The organism is Nonomuraea rubra, from assembly GCF_014207985.1.
Lineage (GTDB): Bacteria > Actinomycetota > Actinomycetes > Streptosporangiales > Streptosporangiaceae > Nonomuraea > Nonomuraea rubra.
The window spans coordinates 9,827,429-9,852,421 of record NZ_JACHMI010000001.1; the positions used below are offsets into that span (position 1 = coordinate 9,827,429).

At 71.5% G+C, this 24,993-nt stretch carries 23 protein-coding genes and 1 pseudogene; 6 read left to right on the forward strand and 18 right to left on the reverse strand.

Annotation, left to right across the window (positions count from 1 at the left end; translation table 11 throughout):
- Positions 1-36 precede the first annotated feature (36 nt).
- Positions 37-1,389 (forward strand): cytochrome b, encoded by a 1,353-nt coding sequence (locus tag HD593_RS44720; protein WP_185108959.1) that lies wholly within the window; start codon positions 37-39, stop codon positions 1,387-1,389.
- On the opposite strand, the gene HD593_RS44725 is transcribed toward HD593_RS44720, so the two are convergent.
- The 7 genes from HD593_RS44725 to HD593_RS62655 all read right to left on the reverse strand — a co-directional run bounded on the left by HD593_RS44725 (position 1,381) and on the right by HD593_RS62655 (position 7,295).
- The gene (locus tag HD593_RS44725; RefSeq protein ID WP_221525306.1) at positions 1,381-2,535 is read right to left on the reverse strand and encodes a sensor histidine kinase; all 1,155 of its coding nucleotides are present in this window, start codon (positions 2,533-2,535) and stop codon (positions 1,381-1,383) included. The genes HD593_RS44720 and HD593_RS44725 overlap by 9 nt on opposite strands.
- Positions 2,532-3,200 carry a response regulator transcription factor gene (locus tag HD593_RS44730; protein ID WP_185108961.1) on the reverse strand — a complete coding sequence of 223 codons (669 nt, stop codon included), beginning with the start codon at positions 3,198-3,200 and terminating at the stop codon, positions 2,532-2,534. Before HD593_RS44730 ends, HD593_RS44725 begins: the two co-directional genes overlap by 4 nt.
- A 10-nt stretch (positions 3,201-3,210) precedes the next feature.
- Positions 3,211-3,957, reverse strand: a complete 747-nt coding sequence (locus tag HD593_RS44735; protein WP_221525307.1) for a S1C family serine protease — start codon at positions 3,955-3,957, stop codon at positions 3,211-3,213.
- 212 nt (positions 3,958-4,169) lie between these two features.
- On the reverse strand, positions 4,170-5,114 hold the full coding sequence (locus HD593_RS44740; protein WP_185108965.1) for a VWA domain-containing protein: 945 nt from the start codon (positions 5,112-5,114) through the stop codon (positions 4,170-4,172).
- Entirely contained in the window at positions 5,111-6,148 is a 1,038-nt protein-coding gene (locus tag HD593_RS44745; RefSeq protein WP_185108967.1) for a DUF58 domain-containing protein, read from the reverse strand. The genes HD593_RS44740 and HD593_RS44745 overlap by 4 nt, the downstream gene beginning before the upstream one ends.
- On the reverse strand, positions 6,145-7,152 hold the full coding sequence (locus HD593_RS44750) for an AAA family ATPase (RefSeq protein ID WP_312904161.1): 1,008 nt from the start codon (positions 7,150-7,152) through the stop codon (positions 6,145-6,147). Before HD593_RS44750 ends, HD593_RS44745 begins: the two co-directional genes overlap by 4 nt.
- Positions 7,149-7,295 (reverse strand): hypothetical protein, encoded by a 147-nt coding sequence (locus HD593_RS62655; RefSeq protein WP_246549839.1) that lies wholly within the window; start codon positions 7,293-7,295, stop codon positions 7,149-7,151. Before HD593_RS62655 ends, HD593_RS44750 begins: the two co-directional genes overlap by 4 nt.
- Before the next feature lie 112 nt (positions 7,296-7,407).
- Between HD593_RS62655 and HD593_RS44755 the strand changes: the two are divergent.
- A pseudogene (locus tag HD593_RS44755) lies at positions 7,408-8,303 on the forward strand (dienelactone hydrolase family protein).
- A 77-nt stretch (positions 8,304-8,380) separates the two neighbouring features.
- On the opposite strand, the gene HD593_RS44760 reads toward HD593_RS44755, so the two are convergent.
- From HD593_RS44760 to HD593_RS44770, 3 genes are all read right to left on the reverse strand, one after another.
- Entirely contained in the window at positions 8,381-11,494 is a 3,114-nt protein-coding gene (locus HD593_RS44760; protein ID WP_185108971.1) for a M14 family metallopeptidase, read from the reverse strand.
- A 320-nt stretch (positions 11,495-11,814) separates the two neighbouring features.
- Positions 11,815-13,200 (reverse strand): glycine--tRNA ligase, encoded by a 1,386-nt coding sequence (locus HD593_RS44765; RefSeq protein ID WP_185108973.1) that lies wholly within the window; start codon positions 13,198-13,200, stop codon positions 11,815-11,817.
- Positions 13,201-13,294: 94 nt separating this feature from the next.
- Positions 13,295-13,582, reverse strand: a complete 288-nt coding sequence (locus HD593_RS44770; RefSeq protein ID WP_185108975.1) for an antibiotic biosynthesis monooxygenase family protein — start codon at positions 13,580-13,582, stop codon at positions 13,295-13,297.
- An 86-nt stretch (positions 13,583-13,668) separates the two neighbouring features.
- On the opposite strand from HD593_RS44770, the gene HD593_RS44775 reads away from it, so the two are divergent.
- Positions 13,669-14,007: a DUF6703 family protein gene (locus tag HD593_RS44775; RefSeq protein WP_185108977.1), complete on the forward strand. Its 339-nt coding sequence runs from the start codon at positions 13,669-13,671 to the stop codon at positions 14,005-14,007.
- 6 nt (positions 14,008-14,013) lie between these two features.
- Here HD593_RS44775 and HD593_RS44780 read toward each other — a convergent pair whose 3' ends face one another.
- The 6 genes from HD593_RS44780 to sucC are packed head-to-tail and all read right to left on the reverse strand — an operon-like array spanning position 14,014 to position 20,924.
- Positions 14,014-15,549 (reverse strand): aldehyde dehydrogenase family protein, encoded by a 1,536-nt coding sequence (locus HD593_RS44780; protein WP_185108979.1) that lies wholly within the window; start codon positions 15,547-15,549, stop codon positions 14,014-14,016.
- 5 nt (positions 15,550-15,554) lie between these two features.
- Positions 15,555-17,276, reverse strand: coding sequence for a glyoxylate carboligase (gcl, locus tag HD593_RS44785; RefSeq protein WP_185108981.1), 1,722 nt, complete (start codon positions 17,274-17,276; stop codon positions 15,555-15,557).
- Complete coding sequence (locus HD593_RS44790; RefSeq protein ID WP_185108983.1) at positions 17,273-18,133, reverse strand: NAD(P)-dependent oxidoreductase; 861 nt, start codon at positions 18,131-18,133, stop codon at positions 17,273-17,275. Before HD593_RS44790 ends, gcl begins: the two co-directional genes overlap by 4 nt.
- On the reverse strand, positions 18,130-18,921 hold the full coding sequence (locus tag HD593_RS44795) for a hydroxypyruvate isomerase family protein (RefSeq protein WP_246547058.1): 792 nt from the start codon (positions 18,919-18,921) through the stop codon (positions 18,130-18,132). The genes HD593_RS44790 and HD593_RS44795 overlap by 4 nt, the downstream gene beginning before the upstream one ends.
- Complete coding sequence (gene sucD / locus HD593_RS44800; protein WP_185108985.1) at positions 18,918-19,790, reverse strand: succinate--CoA ligase subunit alpha; 873 nt, start codon at positions 19,788-19,790, stop codon at positions 18,918-18,920. The genes HD593_RS44795 and sucD overlap by 4 nt, the downstream gene beginning before the upstream one ends.
- The gene (gene sucC, locus HD593_RS44805; RefSeq protein ID WP_185108987.1) at positions 19,791-20,924 is read right to left on the reverse strand and encodes an ADP-forming succinate--CoA ligase subunit beta; all 1,134 of its coding nucleotides are present in this window, start codon (positions 20,922-20,924) and stop codon (positions 19,791-19,793) included.
- Positions 20,925-21,013: 89 nt separating this feature from the next.
- Here sucC and HD593_RS44810 point away from each other — a divergent pair, with 89 nt between their 5' ends.
- The 3 genes from HD593_RS44810 to HD593_RS44820 all read left to right on the forward strand — a co-directional run bounded on the left by HD593_RS44810 (position 21,014) and on the right by HD593_RS44820 (position 23,496).
- Positions 21,014-22,342: an MFS transporter gene (locus tag HD593_RS44810; protein ID WP_185108989.1), complete on the forward strand. Its 1,329-nt coding sequence runs from the start codon at positions 21,014-21,016 to the stop codon at positions 22,340-22,342.
- A gap of 152 nt (positions 22,343-22,494) precedes the next feature.
- Positions 22,495-23,232, forward strand: a complete 738-nt coding sequence (locus tag HD593_RS44815; RefSeq protein WP_185108991.1) for a GntR family transcriptional regulator — start codon at positions 22,495-22,497, stop codon at positions 23,230-23,232.
- Positions 23,233-23,307: 75 nt separating this feature from the next.
- A complete protein-coding gene (locus tag HD593_RS44820) occupies positions 23,308-23,496 on the forward strand; it encodes a hypothetical protein (protein WP_185108993.1) in 189 nt (62 codons plus the stop codon).
- A gap of 57 nt (positions 23,497-23,553) precedes the next feature.
- Here HD593_RS44820 and HD593_RS44825 read toward each other — a convergent pair whose 3' ends face one another.
- On the reverse strand, positions 23,554-24,525 hold the full coding sequence (locus HD593_RS44825; protein ID WP_185108995.1) for a TerC family protein: 972 nt from the start codon (positions 24,523-24,525) through the stop codon (positions 23,554-23,556).
- Positions 24,526-24,960, reverse strand: a complete 435-nt coding sequence (locus HD593_RS44830; protein WP_185108997.1) for a hypothetical protein — start codon at positions 24,958-24,960, stop codon at positions 24,526-24,528. It abuts the gene before it with no gap.
- Positions 24,961-24,993 lie beyond the last annotated feature (33 nt).

A 24,993-nucleotide genomic window follows, 5' to 3' on the forward strand; every position in this document is an offset into this window, starting at 1 on the left:
TGCAGAATCGGATCACACCCCCACCAGGAGGCCCCCATGGCCACTCCTACCAAGCCCAGGCGGCGCCCGAGAATCATCGTCGGCTCCGCCAAGGCTGCGGTCGATTCCGCGATCTACCTCGACGATCGGCTGCCGTTCGGGCGCTGGCTGCGGCCCCAGCTCCGCAAACTGTTCCCCAGCCACTGGTCGTTCCTGCTGGGCGAGCTGGCGCTGTACTCGTTCGTGCTGCTGATCCTCACCGGGACGTTCCTGACGCTGTTCTACAAGCCCAACCCGGACGTGGCGTACGAGTCGGCCGTGCAGATCAGCCTGGAGGTGCGTGGCGGGCTGCTGATGCGGCAGATGCACCACTGGTCGGCGACGGTGTTCGTGCTGGCGATCGTGGCCCACATGTGCCGGGTCTTCTTCACCGGCGCGTTCAGGCGGCCGCGGGAGCTGACGTGGATGCTGGGCGTGCTGCTGTTCGGGCTGGCGCTGTTCGAGTCGTTCCTGGGGGTCACGCTGCCCGCCGACCAGCTCGCGCTGTCGGGCCTGCGGCAGGCGCAGGGGGTGCTGCTGTCGGTCCCGCTGGTGGGCACGTACCTGTCGGCGTTCGTGTTCGACGGGGAGTTCCCCGGCCAGGTGATCCCGCGCCTGTTCGCGCTGCACGTGCTGCTGATCCCCGGCATCCTGCTGGCCGTGGTGCCGCTGCACGCCCTCATCCTCACCTGGCGGCAGAAGCACACCGAACGCCGCGCCACGGCCGCCGGCGAGCACCAGGTCACCGGCGGGCCGTTCTTCCCGTACTTCGCGGTCAAGAACGGCGCGACGGCGCTGTTCACGATCGCCGCCATCGCGTTGCTGGCCACGTTCGTGCGGGTCAACCCGGTGTGGGAGCACGGGGCGTACCGGCCGGGCGCCCACCCGCCCTCGGCTCAGCCGTTCTGGTACGCCGGGGTGCTCGACGGCGCGCAACGGCTGGTGCCGGCGTGGGAGATCCCGGTCGGCGGGTTCGTGCTGCAGGTCGGGCTCTGGATCCCGCCGCTGGTCCTGCTGGCCTTCTTCGGCGTGCTGCTCGTGTACCCGTTCCTCGAGCGCCGCTACACCGGCGACCGCGGCGTCCACCACCTGCTGGACCGGCCGTCGCAGGCCCCGGTGCGTACGGCGCTGGGCGTCGCGGTGATCACGTTCTTCGCCACGCTCTGGGCGGCCACGTGGGTGTCGGCGGCGCCGCCCGCGATGCACTCCGCGCCCGGGCTGCCGCCGCCCCCGCCCGCCCCTCCGGCGCTGCTCACCGTGCCGCCCGACACGTACGCGCTGATCGTCGGCGGGCTGCGGGCGGCCGTGTTCGTGCTGCCCGTCGTGGCCTTCCTCCTCACGCGGGCGATCTGCCGGAGGCGGTCAGCGTAGCCCGGCGCCGGGCAGGTCGTCCCGCGGCGGCAGCCAGAGCATGAACGTCGCCCCCCGCCCGAGCTGCGACCTCACCTCCACGCGGCCCCCGTGCGACTCCACGATCTGCCGGACGATCGCCAGCCCCAGCCCCGTGTGACGGTCCCTGCGGCTGGCCTCGCCGCGCCAGAAGCGGTCGAACACCCGCGCCTGGTCCGACTCCCGCAGGCCGGGACCGTCGTCGCGGACCGCCACCCACAACATGCCGTCGCTCCTGCCCGCCCCGACGTTGATCGTGCCGCCCGGCGGCGAGAAGCGCACGGCGTTGGACAGCAGGTTGGACACCGCGCGGCGCAGCGCGTCGGCGTCGCCCGTCATCTCCAGCTCCGAACCCACCGCGAGCTCGAGGCTCAGGTCGCGCTCGGCGGCCGGCGTGGCGTACTCGTCGCACGCCTCCCGCACCACCCTGGCCAGGTCGAGATCGGCGTCGGCGAACGCGGTGCCCTGCCGCCTGGCGCTGGCCAGCAGGTCCTCGACCAACCTGGTCATCCGGGTCGTCGCCCGGTCCACGATGGCCACGGCCCTGGCCCGCTCGTCCTCGGTGGCGTCGGGGGCGGCCAGCACGGCGTCCACGTTGGCCCTGATGATGGTCAGCGGGCTGCGCAGCTCGTGCGAGGCGTCGTCGATGAGCTGCCGCTGCGCGCTGAACGCCTCCTCCAGCCGGGCGAGCATGGTGTCGATGGTGTCGGCCAGGTCCTTCAGCTCGTCGCGCGGGCCGTGCAGCTTGATGCGCCGCTTCAGGTCGGTGGCCTGGATCTCCTCCGTCGTACGGGTGATCGACCGCACCGGCCGCAGCACCCGGCCCGCGAGCACCCAGCCGATGCCCAGGCTCGCCACGTACAGGCCGGCCAGCGTGAGCAGCGAGAAGTCGCGCAGCGTGGACATCGTGCGCACGTTGACGGCGTTCTCCACCTCCTCCACGAAGACCACCTCGCGCTTGCCGAGGTACTGGTTGCCGCTGTACGTCTTGGCGTACTCGGTCGTGATCGGGCGCTGCTCGGTGGTCTTGGACACGGCGTAGTAGATGCCGCCGAGCACCAGCGTGGCCAGCACGAACAGCAGTCCCGAGTACAGGACCGTGATCCGGAAGCGGATGGTGTGGATCACGATGACGGCTCCCTGAGCCGGTAACCCCGGCTGATCACGGTTTCGATCAGGCCCTCCTCCTGCAGCTTGCGGCGCAGGTTGCCGACCGTGACGCGGACGGTGCTGGTGAACGGGTCGGCGTGCTCGTCCCAGACGTGCTCCAGCAGCTCCTCGGTGGACACGACGTGGCCCGGGCGGGTCATCAGGTAGTGCAGCACGCCGTACTCCTTGGGGGTGAGCGCCAGGGACCTGCCGTCCAGCGACACCTCCAGCCGGGCCGTGTCGATCCGCAGGCCGCCCACCTCCAGCACGGCGGTGCCGCCTCCCGAATCCCTGCGCAGCAGCGCCCGCACCCTGGCCAGCAGCTCGGGGAACGCGAACGGCTTGACCAGGTAGTCGTCCGCGCCCTCGTCGAGGCCGCGGACGCGGTCGTCCAGCCGGTCGCGGGCGGTCACCATGATGATCCGCGCCCCCTGGCCCGCCGCGCGCACGCTCCGGCAGAGCTGGAAGCCGTCACCGCCCGGCAGGTTCAGGTCGAGCAGGACCAGGTCGTACGTGTTGACCTGCAACTTCTCGTGCGCGGCGGGCGCGTCGTAGGCGACGTCCACCGCGTAACCGGCCCGGACCAGGCCGACGCGCAGCGCGTCGACCAGGTCCTCCTCGTCCTCAACCACAAGCAGTCGCATGCCCTGGACCCTAGTTTCGGATGATGCGTTCCGCGATGGGCGCGGCCCTGTCGATGGGGATGGCGAAGCCGATGCCGATGTTCCCGCCTCCCCGGGAGGCCGCGATCGCGGTGTTCACGCCCACCACCTCGCCCCGGCCGTTCACGAGCGGGCCGCCCGAGTTGCCGGGGTTGATGGAGGCGTCGGTCTGCACGGCCGTGCGGCGGGAGCCGCCCAGGCGTACCTCCCTGTCCAGGGCGCTGACGATGCCCGAGGTGACCGTGCCGGACAGGCCCAGCGGCGAGCCGATGGCCAGCACCTGGTCGCCGACGGCCAGGTCCGCCGAGCGGCCGAGCGTGGCCGGGGTGAGCTCGTCCGGATAGTCCACTTCCAGCACGGCCAGGTCCTCGTCGTCGTCCGCGCCGGCCACCCGGGCGGTCAGCCGGCTGCCGTCGTGCAGCACCACCGTCACCGTGCTGTTGCCGCTGACGACGTGGGCGTTGGTGAGGATGTGGCCGCGGTCGTCGATCACGAAGCCTGACCCGCCCGAGCTGCGCGTCTCCACGGAGACGACGCTGGGCAGCACGCGGGCCGCCGTCGCGCTCAGGCCGGTCAGGCTCGCCGACGGCGCGGGGGCCACCCTCGGCAGGGCGGCGGCGGGGGCAGGCCCGGACCCTTCGAAGAGCCTGGCCCCCGCCGCGCCCGCCGCCGCCCCGGCGAGCGCCGCGACGAGCGCGGCGGCCACCAGGATGCGACCACCCCTGGGCGGCGGCGTCACGGGAGTCTCCTGTACGGCCTGCCGCCCCGGCGGCCCGACCGGCGGCCGGGCGACCGCTGGCGGCCCGATGAGCGGGGGACCGATGAGTGGGGGACCGATGAGTGGCGGCGCGGCCGGCGGGGGCGTGGTGGGGGCGCCGTTGGGTGGTGTCTCCGGCCGTGCGCCCACCGGGAGCGTACGGAACTCCGGCCCGCGCGGGCTGCCCAGACCTCTCATGGCAGCCTCGAGAACCACAACATCGACGTCGCCGCCGCGATCAACGCGAAGATCAGCCCCGCTCCCACGAACCACTGCCAGACCTCCTGCTGCTCGGTGCGGTAGCCGACCGACGTGCCGATGTCCTCGTAGACGGCCTGGAGCTCGTCGCCGCTGGCCGCCTCGTAGAAGCCGCCGCCCGCCGACTCGGCCAGGCCGCGCAGCGCGGGCCCGTCCACCGGCACCGGGACCTCGCGGCCCGACAGGCTGATGGTGCCGTCCGGCGTGCCGTACGCGATGGTGGTGACCGGGACGCCGCGCGTGGTCGCCTCGGTGGCCGCGTCGTTCACCGTGCGGCCGCTGGTGTTGGCGCCGTCGGACAGCAGGACGATGTGCGCGGGCGGCGCCTCCTCCTCCGAGTCGAGCGCGGCGATGGCCTCCAGCGAGGAGAAGACGGCCTCGCCGATGGCCGTGCCCGAGTCCATGCTGAGCCGGTCGAGCGCGCTGAGCACCGCCGGCCGGTCCGTGGTGGGCGGCACGGCGACGGACGCCGCCGAGGAGAACGCCACCAGCCCCAGGTTGAACCGCTCGGGCAGCCCCTGGACGAACTGCCTGGCAGCCTGCTTGGCCGCCTCGAACCGGTTCGGGGAGACGTCGGTGGCTCCCATGGACGCCGACACGTCGAACGCCACCATGATCGTCGCCCGTTCCCGTGGCACCTGCACCTCGGCCGTCGGCCGGGCGAAGCCCACCACGAGCAGTGCGAACATCAGCAGCAGTGCCGCCGCGGGCACGTGCCTGCGCCATCCCGGCCGCCGCGGTGCCACCTTGTCGAGCAGGTCGAGGTTGGTGAAGCGGACGGCGTAGGCGGTCCTGCTGCGCAGCGCCATGATCACGTAGGTGAGCGCGAGCAGGGCCACCGGGATGAGCAGCAGCAGCCAGACGGGCGCGAGAAGCGTCACGCCGCGTCACCTCCTCCCTCTGGTGGTCGCCGCCCCCCGGACGGCGGCGACTCCTGGGTCCCGCTGCTCCGGCGGGACAACCGGTCCGGGGGTAGTCCCCGGCCGGGCGGGCCGGCCGCGCCCATCGGGGTGGCCGCGAGCGAAGCGAAGCGGCGCTGGCGCATGACGTGCTTGACCAGGTCGCGCACCCAGTCCCGGTCCGTACGCAGCCGCATGTGGGTGGCCCCGGCCCGGCGCAGCGCCTGCGCGATGGCGTCGCGCTGCCCGGCCGCGGCCTCGGCGTAGCGGCGGCGCAGCCGGGCACTGCCGGTGGCCACCTCGCGCCGCCGCCCCGTCTCCGGGTCGACCAGCGTGAGGATGCCCACGTCCGGCAGCGTGAGCTCGCGCGGGTCGAGCACCTCCACGGCCAGCACCTGGTGCCGGGCGGTGAGCCGGCGCAGCGGCAGTTCCCAGGTCTCGGGGGTGTCGAGGAAGTCCGACACGACCACGACCAGGCCGCGGCGCCGTACCACCCGGCCGAGCTGCTCGGCCGCCACGCCGAGCAGCGGCTCGGCCACCCCCGGCGGGGTGCGGGGCAGCGCGAACGCCGCCTGCAGCAGCGCCATCAGGTGCGGCCGGCCCGTCCTGGCGGGCAGCGTCCTGACGCCGCCGCCGTGCAGCAGGTGGGCGCCGATGCGGTTGCCCGTCCGCTGGGTGAGGAAGCCGACGGAGGCCAGGGCGGACAGGGCCAGCTCCCGCTTCTCCATCGCCGCGGTCCCGAAGTCCATGCTGGCGGTGGCGTCCAGCAGCGCCCAGATCTCCAGCTCCCGGTCGGCGACCAGGTCGCGGACGTGCGGCTCGTTCGTGCGTGCGGTGACGTTCCAGTCCATCCGCCGCACGTCGTCGCCCGCCGTGTACGGCCGGGACTCCGCCGGTTCGCTGCCCGGACCTGGCACCAGGCCGAGGTGTTCGCCCTGGAGCAGTCCATCCAGCCTCCTGGTGATGGTCAGTTCGAGCCTCCGCAGCGCGGGCTCGGCGATCAGGTACGGCTTCATGCCACCGCGTCCTGACGCACGTCGTACCCCTGGGTCTCCTGGCTCGGCGCGATAACCGGCAGCGGTACGGCCGCCAGCACCCGGTCCACGATCTCCCTGGGCGTCACCCCGTCGGCCAGCGCGTCGAAGGAGAGCACGAGCCGGTGCGCCATGACGTCGTGCGCCAGGTCCCGTACGTCCTCCGGCAGCACGTAGTCGCGCCCCCGCAGCAGCGCCAGCGCCCGGCCGGCCGCCAGCAGGCCCAGCGTGGCCCTGGGGCTGGCGCCGAACGCCAGCAGCCGCCCGACGTCCCGCACCCCGTACCGCTCCGGGTCCCGGGTGGCGTAGACGAGGCGGACGGCGTACTCGGCGACCGCGTGGTGCACGAAGACCTCCTGGGCCCTGCGCTGCAGCGCGACGACGTGGGCCGGGTCGAGCACGGGCTGGGGCGACGGCGGGTCCACGCTCATGCGGTAGACGATCGCCAGCTCCTCCGATTCGCTGGGATAGTCGACGTCGATCTTCATGAGGAAGCGGTCGCGCTGCGCCTCGGGCAGGTGGTAGACGCCTTCCGACTCGATCGGGTTCTGGGTGGCCAGCACCAGGAACGGCGTCGGCACCTTGTACGTGACGCCGCCGATGCTGACCTGGCGCTCGGCCATGATCTCCAGCAGCGCCGACTGCACCTTGGCGGGCGCCCGGTTGATCTCGTCGGCGAGCAGCAGGTTCACCATGACGGGCCCGAGCTCGACGTCGAACGACTCGGTGGACGGCCGGTAGATCCTGGTGCCGACGATGTCGGAGGGCACCAGGTCCGGCGTGAACTGGATGCGGGCGAACGTCCCCCCGACCACCGTGGCCATGGTCTCGGCGGCCAGCGTCTTGGCGATCCCGGGGACACCTTCGAGCAGGCAGTGACCCTTGGCGAGCACCGCCACGAGCAGCCGCTCGACCATCTGGTCCTGCCCGACGATCACTCGCTTGACCTCGAACAGGGCCCGCTCCAGCAGTGCGGGGTCGGTCACGGCTGCACGCTCCCCTTGTAGCAGTCGTCCACGACCACGCGTAGCTCCAGAGCGGTCGGTTCCGGGTCGGCGAACGCGGCGCTCGCGGTCATGAGCAGCCCGCCGGCGGCGAGCAAAACAAGAGCGAAACGTGATGTACGCATGAATTCCTCGTCCCTCGTATCGGCTTACGCCATATGTCATCAAGCGACCGCGAAAACCGGCGTAACCGCCGCCTTTACACGATTTTTCGGTCGTTGGGGTTAGACCTCCGACATGACGCCCATCCAGCGCTACCTCGCAGAAGAGGTCGCCCTCGACCACGTGGACGGCCTGATCCCCCGCCGCGAAGCGCTGCGGCGGCTCGCCCTGCTCGGTCTGGGCCTCCCCGCGGCCACGGCCCTCCTCACGGCCTGCGGTGCCCCGCCGGAGTCCGCGGCCCCGGAGTCCCCCGCCCCCTCCTCCCCTGCCGCGTCAGCCACGCCGTCCCCGTCGGGCAGCCCGCCCGGGCCGTCGCCGCTGCCGACGGAGCCGATCACGTTCGCCGGGCCCGAGGGCACCACGCTGCAGGCCGCCTGGGCCGCCGCAGAGGACCCGAAGGGCGCGGTGCTGGTGATCCACGAGAACCGCGGCCTGACCGACCACATCCGCTCGGTCGCCGGCCGCCTGGCCGCCAGCGGCTACTCGGCCCTGGCGCTCGACCTGCTCTCCCGCGAGGGCGGCACCGCGACGTTCGCCGACAGCGCCCAGGCCACGGCCAGGCTCGGGGAGATCGACGACGCGCGGTTCGTGGCCGACATGAAGGCGGCGGTGGGCGAGCTCGCCAGGCGCGCCGATGGGGCGAAGCTCGGCATGATGGGCTGCTGCTGTCGTCGGCCGAGCCGCGGCTGTCGGCCGCCGTGCCCTTCTACGGGCCGCTGCCGGAGAACGCCGACATGACCGGCACCAAGGCGGCCGTCCTCGGGGTGTACGCCGAGCAGGACGACCGGGTCAACGCCACCAGGGACGCCGCCGAGGCCGCGCTGACCGGGGCGAAGCTCACGCACGAGCTGGTGACGTTCCCCGGGGTCGGGCACGCGTTCTTCAACGACACCGGGCAGCGTTACAACGCCGAGGCGGCGGCGCAGGCGTACGAACGCGTCCTGGACTGGTTCGGCCGCCACCTGGCCTGACCAGAAAGCCTCCGCCTGACCTGACGCGAGAGGACGGCCACCCCCTGAGGGATGACCGTCCTCAGCCGGTCAGGTGATCAGTCGAGAAGGTGCCTCATCACCTTCCTGAGCGCCGCCGCCTGCTCGGCCGCGCTCCCCAGCTGCTCCACCCCGAACCCCAGCAGCACCGTGTCCCTGGTGGCCACGGCGGCCGTGGTGTCGGCCTGGTCGCGGGCGAAGTCGCCGGCGCCGGTCGGGCTGCCCGGCGGCGGGCCGGGGATGGCCCACGGCCCGAGCCCCGTCTCGAAGCCCTCGGACTCGACGGCGGTGCCGCCCACGACGACGCGGGTGTCGTCCACGAACGCGCCCACCCCGCCGGTGCCGGGGTCGGTCACGTAGCTGATCGACACCTCGACCTGCTGCCCGGCGTACGCGGACAGGTCGAAGGCGACCTGGTGCCAGCCGCCCGTGTCAGGGCCGGTGGTGAACCGGTTCCACTGGCCCGTGGTGCCGGTCGGCGTGCAGGGGTTGCCCGGGGTCAGGTAGTGCAGCAACCACGGGTGCTCCTCCAGCAGGAACCCGGCCTCGCACTCGGCCGGCACGCCGGTGTCGGTGCCGCCGTTGAGGTCCGGCAGCGTCGTCCAGTTGTCCTGGCCGACGGTGTGGGCCTCGACGATGACGTTGTCGTAGCTCTCCTCGGTGTCGAAGGAGAGCTGGAAGGCCAGCTGCGGCTGCTGCGCGGCCGTCACGGAGCCCAGGTCGATCGTCCTGGTCAGCCGCATGTACGAGTCGTCGGCGTGCGGCCCGGCGACGTACCACTCGCCCTCGACCGGGTCGAACGGCCCCGGCGTGCCGAGCTGGTAGTCGGCCGCCGGCGTACCGGTGAACCTCGGGAAGTCCGTCCCCATGGGGAGCAGGACCCCGGCCTCGTCCAGCGGGTTGTCCGCCGTAGCCGGCCCGCCGAACGTGCCGCCGACCCCGGCCAGCGGGCCCGTGCCGGTGAAGCCGCTGGGGTCGGCGCGCGGGATGCGCCCGGCGACGCCCAGGTAGTACTGGGTGAAGTCGTCGGCCAGCAGCAGGCACTCGTCGAACAGGCCCTCGATGGTGGTGACCACGCAGTCGCCGTCGGGGTTGCCGTCGATGCCGTAGTAGATGCCGCCGACGATGGTGTCGAGAATGCCGTAGTACGCGGCGGTCTCGCCGGTGTAGAGGAGCTTGCCGCCCTCGTTCAGGTAGTCGCGGACGGAGATGGTCAGGTCCTGCTGGGACCGCTTGACGTCGGCGTCGGGCAGGTTGCCGAGCGGGGTCACCGTGACCACGTCCTGCTGGTCCATGGACAGCCGGTTGTCGCCCAGCTCCCACACCAGGCCCTTGAAGTGCGAGAGCACTCCGAGGTGGTGCGGCACGCCCTGGGCGTCCACGTCCCACGTCTCGGAGCCGTACCCGGCCGCCTTCAGCGCCTGCTGGTACGTGGCGGTGTACTTGGGCGCGGTCACCGACGCCGGGTAGTCGGGGTTGAAGCCCGTGTAGTCCTCGTTGGCCATCACCAGCACCTTGGCCTTGGAGTCCTTGGCCAGCGTGTAGGTGAAGCGGCTGCTGGAGACGGTGCCGGTGCCCGCCTTGAAGCCGGTGAACCAGACCTCCACCCTGTCACCGGGTTTCGCGCCGCTCACGGTGCCCCGGTACTCGGCGAAGTACAGGTCGTTCTCGTCGCCGTACCGCTCGCCGCCCTTCCACTCGCTCACGGACCTGGTCCGGGTCGGGCCGCCGTTGATGCGGTAACGCAGCGCCTTGGCGCCCAGGGACCGGCGCGCGATGACCGCCACCGGCTGCGGGTCGCCGTAGGAGACGCTGAAGGAGTCCGGCCGGAAGTCCGGCACGGTGCGCCCGACCACGGAGACCGGCTTGTCCGGCGTGTGCACGGACTTGGCGGTGGCGACGGCCAGGGGGACGTTCATCAGGAACTCCTCCTGGATCAGCCGCTCGTCGTCGGGGAAGGTGAAGCCGAGGCCGCCGGCGCAGGTCTCCGCCGTCCACTCGTCGTCCGGGTACTTCGCCGCCGCCGCCTCACACGTGGACATCTCGGGCGTGATGGACAGGGCGCCGCGTACGTTCGTCGTGTGCCCGTCGGTGTCGCCGTTGGTGGTGTAGAGCTCGGCGCCGATGTCCGGGTCGTACGTCGGCACGGCCGGGGTGGCGTCGTCGCCCAGCAGGGCCTCGAAGATCAGGTCGTCGGGCGCGGGGGTGGCCTGCTGCCAGCTGATCCCGTACAGCAGCAGCATGGCGGCCGAGTGGTAGTTGATCAGGTAGGTGAACTTCACCCGCCTGGTCAGGTCGTCGTACGCCGCGGTCTCCGGCTCCGAGCGCGCCGCCGCGCCGCGGTAGGTCTGGCTGGAGAACAGGCTGGAGGAGCCCTCGTCGTCGTAGCGCCACTTGTAGGGGAAGTTGCGGTTGAGGTCGACCCCGTCGTTGCTGGTGATCTGCCCGTCGCCGTCGTTGTCGCGCAGGTTCTTGCGCCACAGGCGGTTGCCGTCGGTGAACGTGTAGTCGTAGCCGTCGGGATTGGCGACCGGCAGGAACCACAGCTCGGTGGTGTTGACGAGCTGGGTCAGCTCGGCGTTGCTCCCGTAGCCGTCGAGGAAGTGGTGCAGCAGCCGCCGCACCATCTCGGGGGTGATCCACTCGCGGGCGTGCTGGGTGGCCGAGTAGAGGATGGCCCGGCGGCTGCCGTCACGCAGCTTGCGGGCGTCCTTGGTCACCTTGATCGCGGTGATCGGCGTGCCGTTGAGGCTGTTGCCGAGGTTGACGACCTTGGCGATGCCGGGCTTGGCGTCGGCCGCGGCAATGATCTCCTCGCGGATGCCGCCGGCCCCCGCGTACCTCTTGAACACCCCGTCGGCCTGCCGGGCCGCCCGGGCGCTGGCGGCCTGGGTCCTGAGGGTGACACCCTGCCCGGCGAGCCTGTCGGCCAGCGCGGCGGCCAGGATGACCTCGACGGTGACCTTGCCGTCCGCCCGCTTGACGATCCGCATCTCCTCGCGGTCCACGCCGGCGGCCACGAGCGTGGCCAGCTGGTCCGAGGTGAGCTCGCCGGTATAGACGAAGACCCCGTCCGGCCCCGCCGGGGGCTTCGGCACCGCCGAGGCGGGCGAGATCGTGAACGAGCCGAGTAACAGGAGCGTGCCGGCGAGCATGATCAGTATGCGCTTCATCGCGCCTCCGAGAAGAAGCCCCCGAATGCCGCTAGGGATGCCCGCAATGTCCGTGTATGTGGCGGGCTTGTCAATCACTGCGGCCACATCCGGTCAAAGTTCAACCAGATAGCGATCGCAGGCGTATGACCACGCGAACGGCCAAGCATGCGCGCGTCACGGCGAGGTGGCGGTGAGGCGGCGGAGCGTCCCCCTGGAAGGCCGCCGGCGCGGGTCGGCGGGTGGGGTGTGGTGGGCTTGCCGTAAAGAAAAAACGGGCTGCCCAAAGGAGCAGCCCGTCCAAGAAGGGCTGCCCAAAGGAGCAGCCCGTAAAGGAACCCCTAGTCGTTCAGGTGCTGGCGCAGGTAGGACTCGACGCCCTCGATCGGGATGCGCTCCTGGGCCATCGTGTCGCGCTCGCGGATCGTCACGGCCTGGTCCTCCAGCGTGTCGAAGTCGACCGTGATGCAGAACGGCGTGCCGATCTCGTCCTGCCGGCGGTACCGGCGGCCGATCGCGCCCGCGTCGTCGAACTCGACGTTCCACCGCCGCCGGAGCTGGGCCGCCAGGTCGCGGGCCTTCGGCGACAGGTCGGCGTTGCGCGAGAGCGGCAGCACCGCGGCCTTGACCGGCGCGAGCCGGTGGTCGAGCCGCATGACCGTGCGCTTCTCCATGACGCCCTTGGCGTTGGGCGCCTCGTCCTCGGTGTACGCGTCGAGCAGGAACGTCAGCGTGGCCCGGTCGACACCGGCCGCCGGCTCGATGACGTAGGGGACGTAACGCTCCCCGCTCTCCTGCTCGAAGAAGCTGAGGTCGACGCCCGACGCCTTGGAGTGGGCGGTCAGGTCGAAGTCGGTGCGGTTGGCGATGCCCTCGAGCTCACCCCACTCCGAGCCGGTGAAGTTGAAGCGGTACTCGATGTCGACCGTGCGCTTGGAGTAGTGGGACAGCTTGTCCTTGGGGTGCTCGTACAGGCGCAGGTTGTCCTTGTTGATGCCCAGGTCGGAGTACCAGCGGTAGCGCTCGTCGATCCAGTACTGGTGCCACTCCTCGTCGGTGCCGGGCTTGACGAAGAACTCCATCTCCATCTGCTCGAACTCGCGGGTGCGGAAGATGAAGTTGCCCGGCGTGATCTCGTTGCGGAACGACTTGCCCTGCTGGCCGATGCCGAACGGGATCTTCTTGCGCGCCGACTGCTGCACGTTGAGGTAGTTGATGAAGATGCCCTGCGCGGTCTCCGGCCGCAGGTAGGCCAGGCCCGACTCGTCCTCGACCGGGCCGAGGAAGGTCTTGAGCAGGCCGCTGAACTGCCTGGGCTCGGTGAAGGTGCCCTTGTTGCCGCAGTTGGGGCAGGTGATGTCGGCCAGGCCGGCCTCGGGCGCCTTGGCGTTCTTCTCCTCGTACGCCTCGATCAGGTGATCGGCGCGGAAGCGCTTGTGGCAGGACAGGCATTCGGTCAGCGGGTCGGTGAAGGTGTCGACGTGGCCGCTGGCCCGCCAGACCTCGGGCGCCAGGATGACGCAGGAGTCGAGGCCCACCACGTCGTCGCGCGACTGGACCATCGACAGCCACCACTGCCGCTTGACGTTGTTCTTCAGCTCGACGCCCAGTGGACCGTAGTCCCACGACGCGCGCAGTCCGCCGTAGATCTCGCTCGACGGGTATACGAGCCCGCGGCGCTTGGCGAGGCTGACGATGGTGTCCATGACGTCGGTGCGTCGTGCCATTTTGGTTGATTCTCTTTCCGGCTGGAGGTCGGCGAGGGAAATTGGTGAGATCCCAGCTTAGGGGACGGGCACCCGCTCTCGCGCGGGAGTAATGCTACGCCCCGTCCCGGGTGTAGACGTCCTCGAACGCACTGGGCTCGTTCAGCATCAGAATCATCAGCGGATACATCACCATTCGGGCGGCGGACAACGCCCTGCGATAGAAGCCGGCGCCCTCCCATTCCGTCACCAGAGCCCACAGATTGGGCTCGTCCACCGAGCGGGACAGCCGGCCCCGCTGGTAGCCGGGCTGGCTGGCGAACGTGTCGAGGATGGTGTGGCCCTGCTTGACGAAATCTTGGGACTGGGACTCTGGAACGGTGTATCGGATCACGGCGAGCACGCGACCAGCCTAAAGGCGCTGGCCGCGCGTGTGTCCCCGAAAACTTTCACGAGCGCCGGCCGCCGGGACTCCCGTAGGCTCTGGGAGTGGCCCCTGACAACAAGCAGCCCCAGGGCGAGCGGTTCTTCACGCCGGGCGCGACCGGCTTCCGCAAGGCGGTCGAGCGGCGCAGCGCGGTGCCGATGACGTTCCTGTTCACGCAGGTGCCCCGGTGGGTGGCGCCGGCCCTGCTGGTGATCCTCCTGCTGGCGGGGTTCGCCGTGACCAACCCGCTCGGCGGGGTCGCCGTGCTGCCGGTGCTGGCCTTCGTGGGGTGGCTGGCCTACCTGTCGTGGCCGTCCCTGAGCGTCAGCGGGAAGGTGTTGCGGGTCGCCATGCTCACCTTCCTGGTGCTCCTGGTGGCGACCCGCTTCGGGGCCTTCTAGGGCCTTCTACGGCAGCAGCGTGTAGCTGGGGAAGTTGCCCGGGAGGCGTTCGCCGTCCTGGCCGCTGGTGGCGGCGCGGACGAGCAGGTCGCCGCCGACGAACGCGCCGCGCCACGACGCGCCGAGCCCGCCGAAGAGCTCCTCGCGGTCCCCGCGCGAGCGTGGCCGGTTGTGACCGACCTTGAAGGCCCGCACCTCGGGTGCCAGCCGGGCGAAGGTGTCGGCCGACTCGCAGGACAGGGTGGCCACCAGGGCGCCGTTGCTGGCGTTCATCGCGGCCAGCAGCTCCGCCTCCGTGTCCACCAGCACGATCGTGTCCACGGGGCCGAACGGCTCCGCGTGGTGGAGGGGTGAGGAGGGCGGCGGGTTGAGCAGCGCCGTCGGCGCGAAGTAAGCGGAAATATCCTGACCGGGGAGGAAGTGTCCGGAGTCGAGGGACGCGCGGTGGATCGGCACGCCGCCCCTCGTGATCGCCTCGTCCACCTGGTCGGCCAGTTCCTTGGCCTTCGAGGCGTTGATCAGCGGGCCGAAGTCGAGCGCGGGCAGGTCGTCGTCCGGGTCCGCCACGGCCAGCGGGTGCCCGAACCGCAGCGAGCCGACCGCCTCCAGGTAGGCCGACAGGAACTCGTGGAACAGCGAGCGCTGCACGACGAAGCGCGGGTAGGCGGTGCAGCGCTGCTTGCCGTAGTCGAAGGAGCCGCGGATCTGCCGGGCGAGCAGGTCCCAGTCGCCGTACTCCCAGACGCCCCAGGAGTTCAGCCCCTCCTGTTCGAGGACGTGGCGCCGCCCGAGGTCGGCCAGCGAGGTGGCCACCTTGGCCCCGGCGTCCCTGCCGCCCACGAACGACACGCAGCCCAGCGAGCCCGAGCCGACGAGCACCGGCGACAGCTCCGCCCCTCCCCCGCTGACCAGCGTGAACGGCAGCCCCTCCCGTACGGCTAGCGCGCAGGCGAGGGTGAGGCAGCACAGGCCGCCGTCGGTGGGCGTCTTGGCGATCACCGCGTTGCCGGCCAGCGCCTGCACGAGCATGGCGTGCATGAGCACGCTCATCGGGTAGTTCCAGCTCGCGATGTTGCTGACCGGCCCCGGCAGCGGCGTGCGGCCCGCCACCATGCGGTCGATCTCCTCGACGTACCAGCGCACGCCGTCCAGGCAGCGGTCCACGTCGGCGCGGGCCGTCTTCCAGGGTTTGCCGATCTCCCAGACCAGCAGCAGGGCCAGCAGGTCGCGGTGCGCGGCCATGGAGTCCACGGCCGCCAGGACCATGGCCTTGCGATCGGCGAGCGGCAGGTGGCGCCACCTGTTGTGCTCCTCGACCGCGCCCGCCACCGCCCGTCCCGCGCCCGCCCGGTCGAGCCTGGGCGGGCCCGCGATGGCGGTCCCGTCGAGCGGCGAGAAGACGGGCGCCGGCCGGCCGTCGCGGTGCCAGATGCCGCCCCAGTGGTTCAGCACCCGGTCGTCGTGAAAGGCTTCGGGGGCCACCGAACAGCACTGTTCGTAGGCGTCCCGCCAGGACGTGCCCGGCTTGAGCCGCATGTCCATCCTCCTCAGTCCGACCAGTCGGCGGTGATGAGCTCGGGCAGCGGCTCGAACTCCTTGACGGACTCCAGCGACGGGCCCATGGCGGCGTTCGCCTCGCGCTCCACCATCACCTCCACCAGGACCGGCAGCCTCTTGTCCGCCGCCTCGGCGGTGGCCCAGGCCAGCGCGTCGCGGATGTCGCCGGGCAGCTCCACCCGCCGCGCCGGGCAGCCGAACGCCTCCATGGCCTTGACATGGTCGATGCCGCCCTCCCCGTAGTGCAGGTCGACGGCGTAGTTCATGCCGTACGGGAGCTCCGCCTGCCTGATCAGCCCCAGGTACTCGTTGTTGATCATGACGATGACGAACGGCACCCGGTACTGCGCCGCCACCGCCACCTCCTCCATCAGGAACTGGAAGGAGTAGTCGCCGACCACCGCCACGACCTGCCGCTCGGGATGGGCGAGCTTGACCCCCATGGCGGCGGGCACCTCCCAGCCCAGCGGCCCGGCCTGCCCGCAGACCAGGTAGCGGCGCGGCAGGTAGGTGGTCTGGAACTGGCCGGACCAGATCTGGTACAGCCCGATCGCGGTGACGAACGTGGTGTCCCGCGGGAAGTACTCGTTGATCTCCTTGAACACCCTGGGCGGCTTGATCGGCACGTCCTCGAAGTCGTCCCTGCGGCCCATCGTGCCGCGCAGCTCGGCCACCCGGCGCGGCCACCTGCCCGGCTCCTTCGGCCCGCCGCGGCGGCGCGCCTCGTCGCGCAGGTCGGCCAGCACGGGGCGGGCGTGCCCGAGCACGCCCAGGTCGGGCTCGAAGACCCGCCCGATCTGCATGGGGTCGATGTCCACGTGCACGAACTTGCGCCCCCGCCGGTAGACGTCGAGGTCACCGGTGTGCCGGTCGCCGAAGCGCGCGCCCACGGCCAGCACCAGGTCGCTCTCCAGGAACGCGGCGTTGCCCCACCGCGTCTGCGTCTGCGTGCCGGCCATCCCGGCGAACAGCGGGTGGTCCTCGGGGAAGGCCCCCTTGCCCATGAGCGTCACCTGCACCGGGATCTGCAGGTGCTCGGCCAGCGACCGCAGCTCCTCGGTCGCGTCGCCGATGATCACGCCGCCGCCCGCCAGGATGATCGGCTGGCTGGCCTCCTCCAGGAGGTCCATGGCCGCCCGGACGGCCTTGGGCAGCGGCCTGGGCACCTCGACGGGCAGCGGCGCGTCCAGCGCGGGGTCGTACCGGCAGGAACCGCGCTGGACGTCGAGCGGGAGGTCGATGAGCACGGGCCCCGGGCGGCCCGAGCGGGCGATCCTGAACGCCTCCCTGAACAGCCACGGCGCCTGCGCGGGCTCCTTGAGCTGCACCGCCCACTTGGTCACCGGCTTGGCGATCTCCACGATGTCCACCGCCTGGAACGCCTCCTGGTGCAGCTTGGAGGTCACGGCCTGCCCGGTGACGCAGATCATCGGGATCGAGTCGGCCAGCGCGGTGTAGAGGCCGGTGATCATGTTCGTGCCGGCGGGGCCGCTGGTGCCGATGCAGACGCCGACGTTCCCTGTGACCCTGGCCCAGCCGTCGGCCGCGTGGGTGCCGCCCTCCTCGTGGCGTACGGTGATGTGCCGGATCGAGCTGTTCTGGAGTGCGGCGTACAGGGGCAGGATGGCCGCGCCGGGAATGCCGAAGACGGTGTCCACCCCCTCCGACTCCAGCACCTGGACCACGGCTTCCATGCAGGGCATGCGGTTCATGCATTCAGCCTTTCGATCACCTTGAGCAGGGCGGAGTGGTCGAGCGAGCCGTGGCCCTGCGCCCTGGCCGCGGCCACGAGCTGGGCGACCTGCCCGGTGAGCGGCAGGCTGACGCCGGCCTCGCGGGCCGCGGCCACGGCGATGCCCATGTCCTTGTGGTGCAGGTCGATGCGGAAGCCGGGGGTGAACTCCCGCTTGACCATGGTGTGCCGCTTGAGCTCCAGGATCCGGGAGCCCGCCAGGCCGCCGGCCAGCACGTCGAGCCCGGGAGCCGGGTCCACGCCCGAGGCCTCCAGCAGCACGATCGCCTCCGACACGAGCCCGTAGATGCCGCCGACGACGAGCTGGTTGGCCGCCTTGACGGTCTGGCCCGCGCCGGCGGGGCCGACGTGCACGACGGTGACGCCGAGGCGGTCCAGGACGGGCCTGGCCGCCTCCACGTCCTCCGGCGCGCCGCCGACCATGATCGACAGGGTGCCGTCGATCGCGCCGCGCTCGCCGCCGCTGACGGGGGCGTCCAGGGCCCGTACGCCGGCCTCCGCGGCCCGCCTGGCGACCCACCGGGAGGTCTCGGGCTTGATCGTGCTCATGTCGATGTAGAGGAGGTTGGGCTTGCCGTACTCGATGACGAGCGGTGCGACCTCCTCCACCTGCGGCGAGTCGGGCAGCATCGTGATCACGACGTCCGCGCCCCCGACCGCGTCCACCACGCCCGTGGCCGCCTTGCCGCCCAGCGCGACGAGCTGCTCGATGCGCTCGGCGCTCACGTCGTAACCGGTCACGGCGAATCCGGCCTTGAGGAGGTTGGCGGCCATCGGGCTGCCCATGATCCCCAGGCCGACGAACCCGATGTTCATCCCTGCCTCCAGTCGAACGCGCCCGGCCCCTCGTGCCGGTACTCCAGGCCGACGTGGCCGCGGTAGCCCGCCGCCTCCAGGTGCGCGAAGATCTCCTCGTACGGCATCGCGCCGCTCCCCGGCCGCCCCCTGCCGGGATCGTCGGCGATCTGCACGTGCCCGAACCGGCCCGCGTGCCGGTCGATGAGCGCCAGCACGTTCTCCCCCATCCGGTGCAGGTGGTACAGGTCGGCCAGGAAGGCCACGTTGTCCCTGTCCACCTGGTCGATGAGCTCGAACGCCGCGCCCGCCGAGGTGATCGGGTAGAGCGGGTTCTCGTGGGAGTTGAGCGCCTCGACGACCACGGTCGCGCCGATGCCGGCTGCCGCGTCCGCCGCCCGGCGCAGGTTCGCCACGGCCAGCTCCCTGTCGGTGCCGGGGCCGTTGCCGTACAGGGCGTTCAGCACCGGGCAGCCCAGCTCGCCGGCGAACCGGACGGCGACGTCGATGTTGGCCTGGAAGCGGTCCGAGGTCTCCGGCCTGGCCAGCAGGCCGCGCTCGCCCGCCGCCATGTCGCCGGCGTCGAAGTTGAGCCCGACCAGGCGCACCCCGGCGTCCTCGATGGCCTGCCGCAGCTCGGCCAGCGCCGCGGCACCCGGGTCGGGGCCGTCGAACGGCCACCACAGCTCGACCGCGTCGAACCCGCACTTGGCCGCCGCCGCCGGGCGCTCCAGCAGCGGCAGGCCGGTGAACAGGATGGAGAGGTTGACGTCGAACCTCATGGCCGCACCGATCGCCTGCGGTCTCATGACAGCACCGATCGCATGAGGCGGGCGGTCTCCGACGGGGTCTTGCCGACGCGCACGCCGACCGCCTCCAGGGCCTCCTTCTTGGCCTGGGCGGTGCCGGACGAGCCGGACACGATCGCGCCCGCGTGGCCCATCGTCTTGCCCTCGGGAGCGGTGAAGCCCGCGACGTAGGCCACGACGGGCTTGGTGACGTTCGCGGCGATGTAGGCGGCGGCCCGCTCCTCGGCGTCGCCGCCGATCTCGCCGATCATCACGATGGCGTCGGTGCCCGGGTCGTCCTGGAACGCCTGCAGGCAGTCGATGTGCGTGGTGCCGATGACCGGGTCGCCGCCGATGCCGACGGCCGTGGAGAAGCCGAGGTCGCGCAGCTCGTACATGAGCTGGTACGTCAGCGTCCCCGACTTCGAGACCAGCCCGATGCGGCCCGCGGAGGTGATGTCGGCGGGGATGATGCCGGCCGACGACTGGCCGGGGCTGATCAGGCCCGGGCAGTTGGGCCCGATGATCCTGGTGCGGCCGCTCGCCAGGGCGCGGAAGCGCACGGCGTCGTGCACCGGCACCCCCTCGGTGATCACCACGCAGAGCGGCACCTCCGCCGTCACGGCCTCCTCCACGGCCGAGGCGGTGAAGCGCGGCGGCACGAAGATCACCGAAACGTCGGCACCGGTCTCCGCCGCGGCCTCGGCGACCGAGCCGAAGACCGGCACCGTCCGCTCCCCGAAGTCCACGGAACGGCCGCCCTTGCCGGGCGTCACGCCGGCCACGATGTCGGTGCCGGCGGCGAGCATGCGGGCGGTGTGGCGGGTGCCCTCCGCGCCCGTCATGCCCTGGACGAGTACCCGGCTGTCCTTGGTCAGAAAGATCGCCATTTACGCACCTGCCGCGAGTCTGGCCGCCATCTCGGCGGCGCCGTCCATGGTTGCGACCTGGCGGACCGCCGGATGGCGGGCGTCGCTGAGTATGCGCCGGCCGACCTCGGCGTTGTTGCCGTCCAGCCGTACGACGATGGGCGTGCCGTGGCCGCGCTCGCCGAGCAGCTCCAGCGCGGTGACGATGCCGTTCGCCACCGCGTCGCAGGCCGTGATGCCGCCGAAGACGTTGACCAGCACCGAGCGCACGTCGGGGTCGGCCAGGATGATCTCCAGCCCGTCGGCCATGACCTGGGCGGACGCGCCGCCGCCGATGTCGAGGAAGTTCGCGGGGTCGGCCCCCGCTCCCGCCACCACGTCGAGCGTGCTCATGACCAGCCCGGCGCCGTTGCCGATCACGCCGACCGTGCCGTTCAGCTTGACGTAGTTGAGCCCCTTGGCCTTGGCGCGGTCCTCCAAGCTGTCCGTACGCTCGGCGTACTCCTCCCAGGAGTGGCGGAAGCCGGAGTTGTCGTCCAGGGTGACCTTGCCGTCGAGCGCCACGATCCGCTGGTCGGTGGTGCAGATCAGCGGGTTCACCTCGACGAGCAGCGCGTCCTCCTCGACCAGCACCCGCCACAGCTTCTCCAGCACCGGGCCCGCCTGCTCGGGCAGTCCGGCCTTGGCCGCCAGCAGCTTCGCGGTGTCGGCGTCCACGCCTGCCACGGGGTCGATCGGCAGCTTCACGAGGGCGTCGGGGTTCGTGGCCGCCAGCTCCTCGATCTCCATGCCGCCCTGCCCCGACACCATCGCCAGGAACCCACCCTCGGCACGGTCCACCAGGAAGGCCGCGTAGTACTCCTCGAACGGCACGGTCGCGGCCTCCACCAGCACGCGGCGCGCGATATGCCCCTTGATGTCCATTCCGATGACGCGATCGGCCTCCGTCTCGGCCGCGACCGGCCCCGCCGCCGGTCTGATCCCGCCTGCCTTGCCCCGTCCACCGGTCTTCACCTGGGCCTTGATGACAACGGGCGTGTCCAGCCCCGCCGCGATCTCGCGGGCCTCGGCCGGGGTGGCCGCGGTCCGGCCTGCGGGAACGGGGATCCCGTGACGCCCGAAGAGCTCCTTCGCCTGGTATTCGTACAGGTCCATTCGAGCCTCCTTTGTAGACGGTATACCGTATGGAGTATCCTCCGTCTAGGGTCTCGACAGGGACTGTGTAGCGGGATATTCCATACAGTATGGAGAATGCAATTAAGGATTGGCGGGGGCGGTCGTACCGTCCCGGGCCGGTCCCCGCCGACCGCACCCGCATGTTCCGGCTGGCACTGGCCGCGATGGCGGTGATCAGCCCGCTCCAGTACGGCTACGCCGCGCTGCACGCCAGGCAGTCCTCCGGGCTGACCCTGCTCGCCATCTGGATCGCCTGCCAGGCCGCGGGCGCCCTGCCCGCGCTCCACCTCGTGCGACGGCGGCGGCTCGGCGTGCGCACCTGCCTGTCGGCCGGCGCCGCCCTGAGCGGCCTCGGCCTGCTCACCGCGGCCCTGGCGCCCGGCATCGACCCGTCCGCGCCCATGCCGGGCGCCGGCGACCTGGCGGCGTTGCTCTCCGCCGGCGGGCTCCTCGCGCTCGCCGGGTACGCCGTGCTCGGCGGGCTGGGGGCGGGGCTGGTCTACGGGGTCTGCGGCGAGGTCGTCTCCTCCTGGTACCCGGAACGCCCTGCCGCCCGCGTCGGCCTCATCACCGGCGCCTTCGGGTATGGCGCGGTCCCCCTGCTGCTCTGGGCCGGGATCGCGCCCGGCCTGACCTCGGCCGGCTTCCTGGCCTGCGCCGTCCTGGCCACGGCCGTCCTCGCCACCGCCGCCCGCCACCTGCGGCTCCCGCCGGCCCAGTGGTGGCCGGACGACGTGGACCCGCGTACGCACGCGCTGGACGCGGCCCGGCTGCGCACCTCCCCCGAGGCGGTCAAGCAGTTCGGGCTCGCGCAGGCGCTGCGCACGCGTACGCTGCCGGCGCTCGCGCTGATGCTGGTGTGCGCGGGAGCGGTGTCCCTGTTCGACGTGATCGTGGTGGCGAGCACCGGCGCGTGGGGCGCGCTGGCCCTGCTGGTGGCGCTGAACGGGGCCGGCAGGTCGGTGGCCATGCGCGCGGCGGAGCTGTTCGGCCGCCGCCGCGTCCTCGCGGGCGTCTTCGGCTCGCTCGCGCTCGGCCAGGTCCTGCTGGCCGTGGCCGTCCAGAACGCGGCAGCGGGCACGGTCATGCCCGGGCCGTCGGTGGGCACTCCCCTGCTGTGGCTGGGGGCCGTGGCGGCCGGGCTGGGCGGCGGGGCGTTCTATCCCCTGCTCGCCAGCCTCGTACGCGAGCTGTTCGGCACCGAACGCGCCACCGAGATCCACGCGGTCGTCTACAGCGCCAAGGCCGTGGCGGGCGTGGTGGCCGTGTCCCTGGCCGTCACCGCGCTGACCGCCCCCGGCGGCGCCCTGCTGGCCGCGGCCGCGCTGGCGGCCCTGCCCGCCCTGGCCACGCCGCGCCTGCGCATCCCCGGCCTGCCCGTCACGATCCCGCTGTGACAGCGACCCTGCTCAGACCTCGACACCCTGTAACAAGTCGCTCTGTGACGCGACGCTCTGTGACGAGACTCACGGCCGCGGCTAACCCCCACACGGTATGCTGTAGGCAGTCGACCAAAAACCGTAAAGCACCCAAACCTGGAGACGTCACCATGTTGCTGTCGGATCAGGCCGGTCAGACGGCGGCCCCCAAGATTCCCCGCCCCGCCACGCTCAGGGAGAGCGTGATCGAGGCTATCCAAGAGCTGATCGTCTCGGGCCAGCTCAAGCCCGGCCAGCATCTGGTCGAGAGCGAGCTGGCCGAGCTGCTCGGCGTCTCCAGGCAGCCCGTACGCGAGGCTCTCCAGCAGCTCAGCGGCGAGGGCTGGGTCGACCTCCACCCCGGCCAGGGCGCGTTCGTGCACGTGCCGACCGTGGAGGAGGCCGACCAGCTCCTCGCGGTCCGCACGCTGCTGGAGACGGAGTCCGCCCGGCTCGCCGCGCTTCACGCCGGCGAGGACGGCGTGAAGCGGCTGCGTGCCCTGTGCGCCCGCGGCATCGCCGCCGTGCAGTCCGACGATGTGGACGGCGCCGTGGCGACCAACTCCGAGCTGCACACCCTGGTGACGGCCCTGTCGGGCAACAGGGTGCTGGCCGAGCTGGCCGCCCAGGTGGCCAGGCGGGTGCGGTGGTACCACACGCCGGTGGCCCGCCAGCGCGGCATGGCGTCGTGGGACGAGCACAAGGCGCTGATCGACGCCATCGAGGCCGGCGACGAGCGCAAGGCCGCGAAGATCATGCGGGAGCACACCGAGCACACCCGCGCCTCGTACATGGAGCAGCGGGAGAGCGAGCCCGCGGAGCCCGCGCCCAAGCCGGTACGCCGCCGCAGGCCCCGTCAGCTCGGTTGACGTGACGTTCACAGAAGTCCACATGCTCCGAAACACCTCGGGTAGAGGGTGGGGAGCCAGACCGACAGGAGGTGTATGACCGTGAAAGCGTTGTTCCGCTTTCTCCTTGGTGATCCCCTGGGCCAGGCGGCGGACGGCCGAGCCATCGGCGTCGGCCTGAGCGCGGCGCTCAGGAAGCAGTACTCAGCAGACGACGCGGACCGCTACCTGCGCCAGTGGAGCGCGCAGCAGCGGCACGACATCCGCGAGCAACCGCGCCACTGAGCCGCGGCAGGGGGGCGGCCACCCACAAGCAGCCACCGGCCCCCGCGCGCGGCCGAGTCAGCGATCGGCGGTTTCCGGCTCCACCACCTTCTTGGCGTCGCGAGACGACTTCATCAGGCTGAGCACCGTGGTGACGGCGAGAGTGCCGAGGATGACCCCGAGAGACACCATGATCGGGATCTCCGGCGCCCAGGACACCCCGTCGTGGTGCAGGGCTTCGAGAATCAGCTTCACCCCGATGAACGCCAGCACCACCGACAGCCCCTTGCTCAGGTAGACCAGCCGGTCGAGCAGGCCTCCGATGAGGAAGAAGAGCTGCCGCAGCCCCATGAGGGCGAAGGCGTTGGCGGTGAACACCAGGTAGGGCTCCTTGGTGAGCCCGAAGATGGCCGGGATCGAGTCCAGCGCGAACAGCAGGTCGGTGGTCCCGATCGCGACCATCACGATCAGCATCGGGGTGACCATCCTGCGCCCGTGGTGCACGGTCAGCCGGGCGCCGTGGTAGGTGTCCGTCGTCGGCAGCACCCGGCGCACCGTGCGCAGGGCGATGTTCTCCGAGAACTCCGCCTCCTCGTCCTCGTGCCCGATCAGCTTCCACGCCGTGTAGACGAGGAAGGCGCCGAACACGTAGAAGAGCCAGTCGAACCTGGAGACGGCCTCCGCGCCGGCGGCGATGAAGCCTCCGCGCATGACCAGCGCCAGGATGATGCCGATGAGCAGCACCTTCTGCCGGTACTGCCGCGGCACCTGGAACCGGCTCATGATCAGCAGGAAGACGAAGAGGTTGTCCACGCTGAGCGAGTACTCGGTGATCCAGCCGGCGAAGAACTCCCCTCCGTGCGCCGGCCCTGACAGCAGGAGCAGGCCCACGCCGAAGACCACGGCCAGGCCCACGTAGAACGAGACCCAGCCCACGCACTCCTTGAAGCTGGGCTCGTGCGGGTTGCGGGCCACGAGCCAGAAGTCGAAGGCGAGCACCAGGCCGAAGCCGCCGATGGTGGCGGCCCAGACCCAGAACGGCAGGTCCATCTACCTGCCTCCCTTCCTGGCACTCTTGCGGGCGCTCACGACCCGGGCGAAGCGCAGGTACTTCTCCAGCAGTTCCTTGGCGAGCGGGTTGTCGCCTGCCCTGCGCATGAGCCAGTGGGGCATGGCCCGCTCGTGCACCCACAGGAAGCCGATCGCGAAGCCGAGGGCGATCATCGCCTGGTACGCCAGGAACGGCCCCACCCCCTCGACGAGTCCGCCCGTCGGGGCCAGGATCTCCTGGGCCAGCCGGGACACCGGGAAGGCCGCCATCCAGTACAGGCCGACGGGACCGAAGGTGCCAGGGCGGAAGACGCCGTGGCCGAGCAGCACGCTGTAGAGGCCGCCGAAGAGGGCCAGCGGCGTGGCCAGTGCCAGCGCCGCCAACCCGGCCATCCCGGTGGACTGCCCCGCGAGCAGGGTCAGTCCACCGGCCATGGCTCCGGCAACGGCTCCGATCGACGCCCCTGG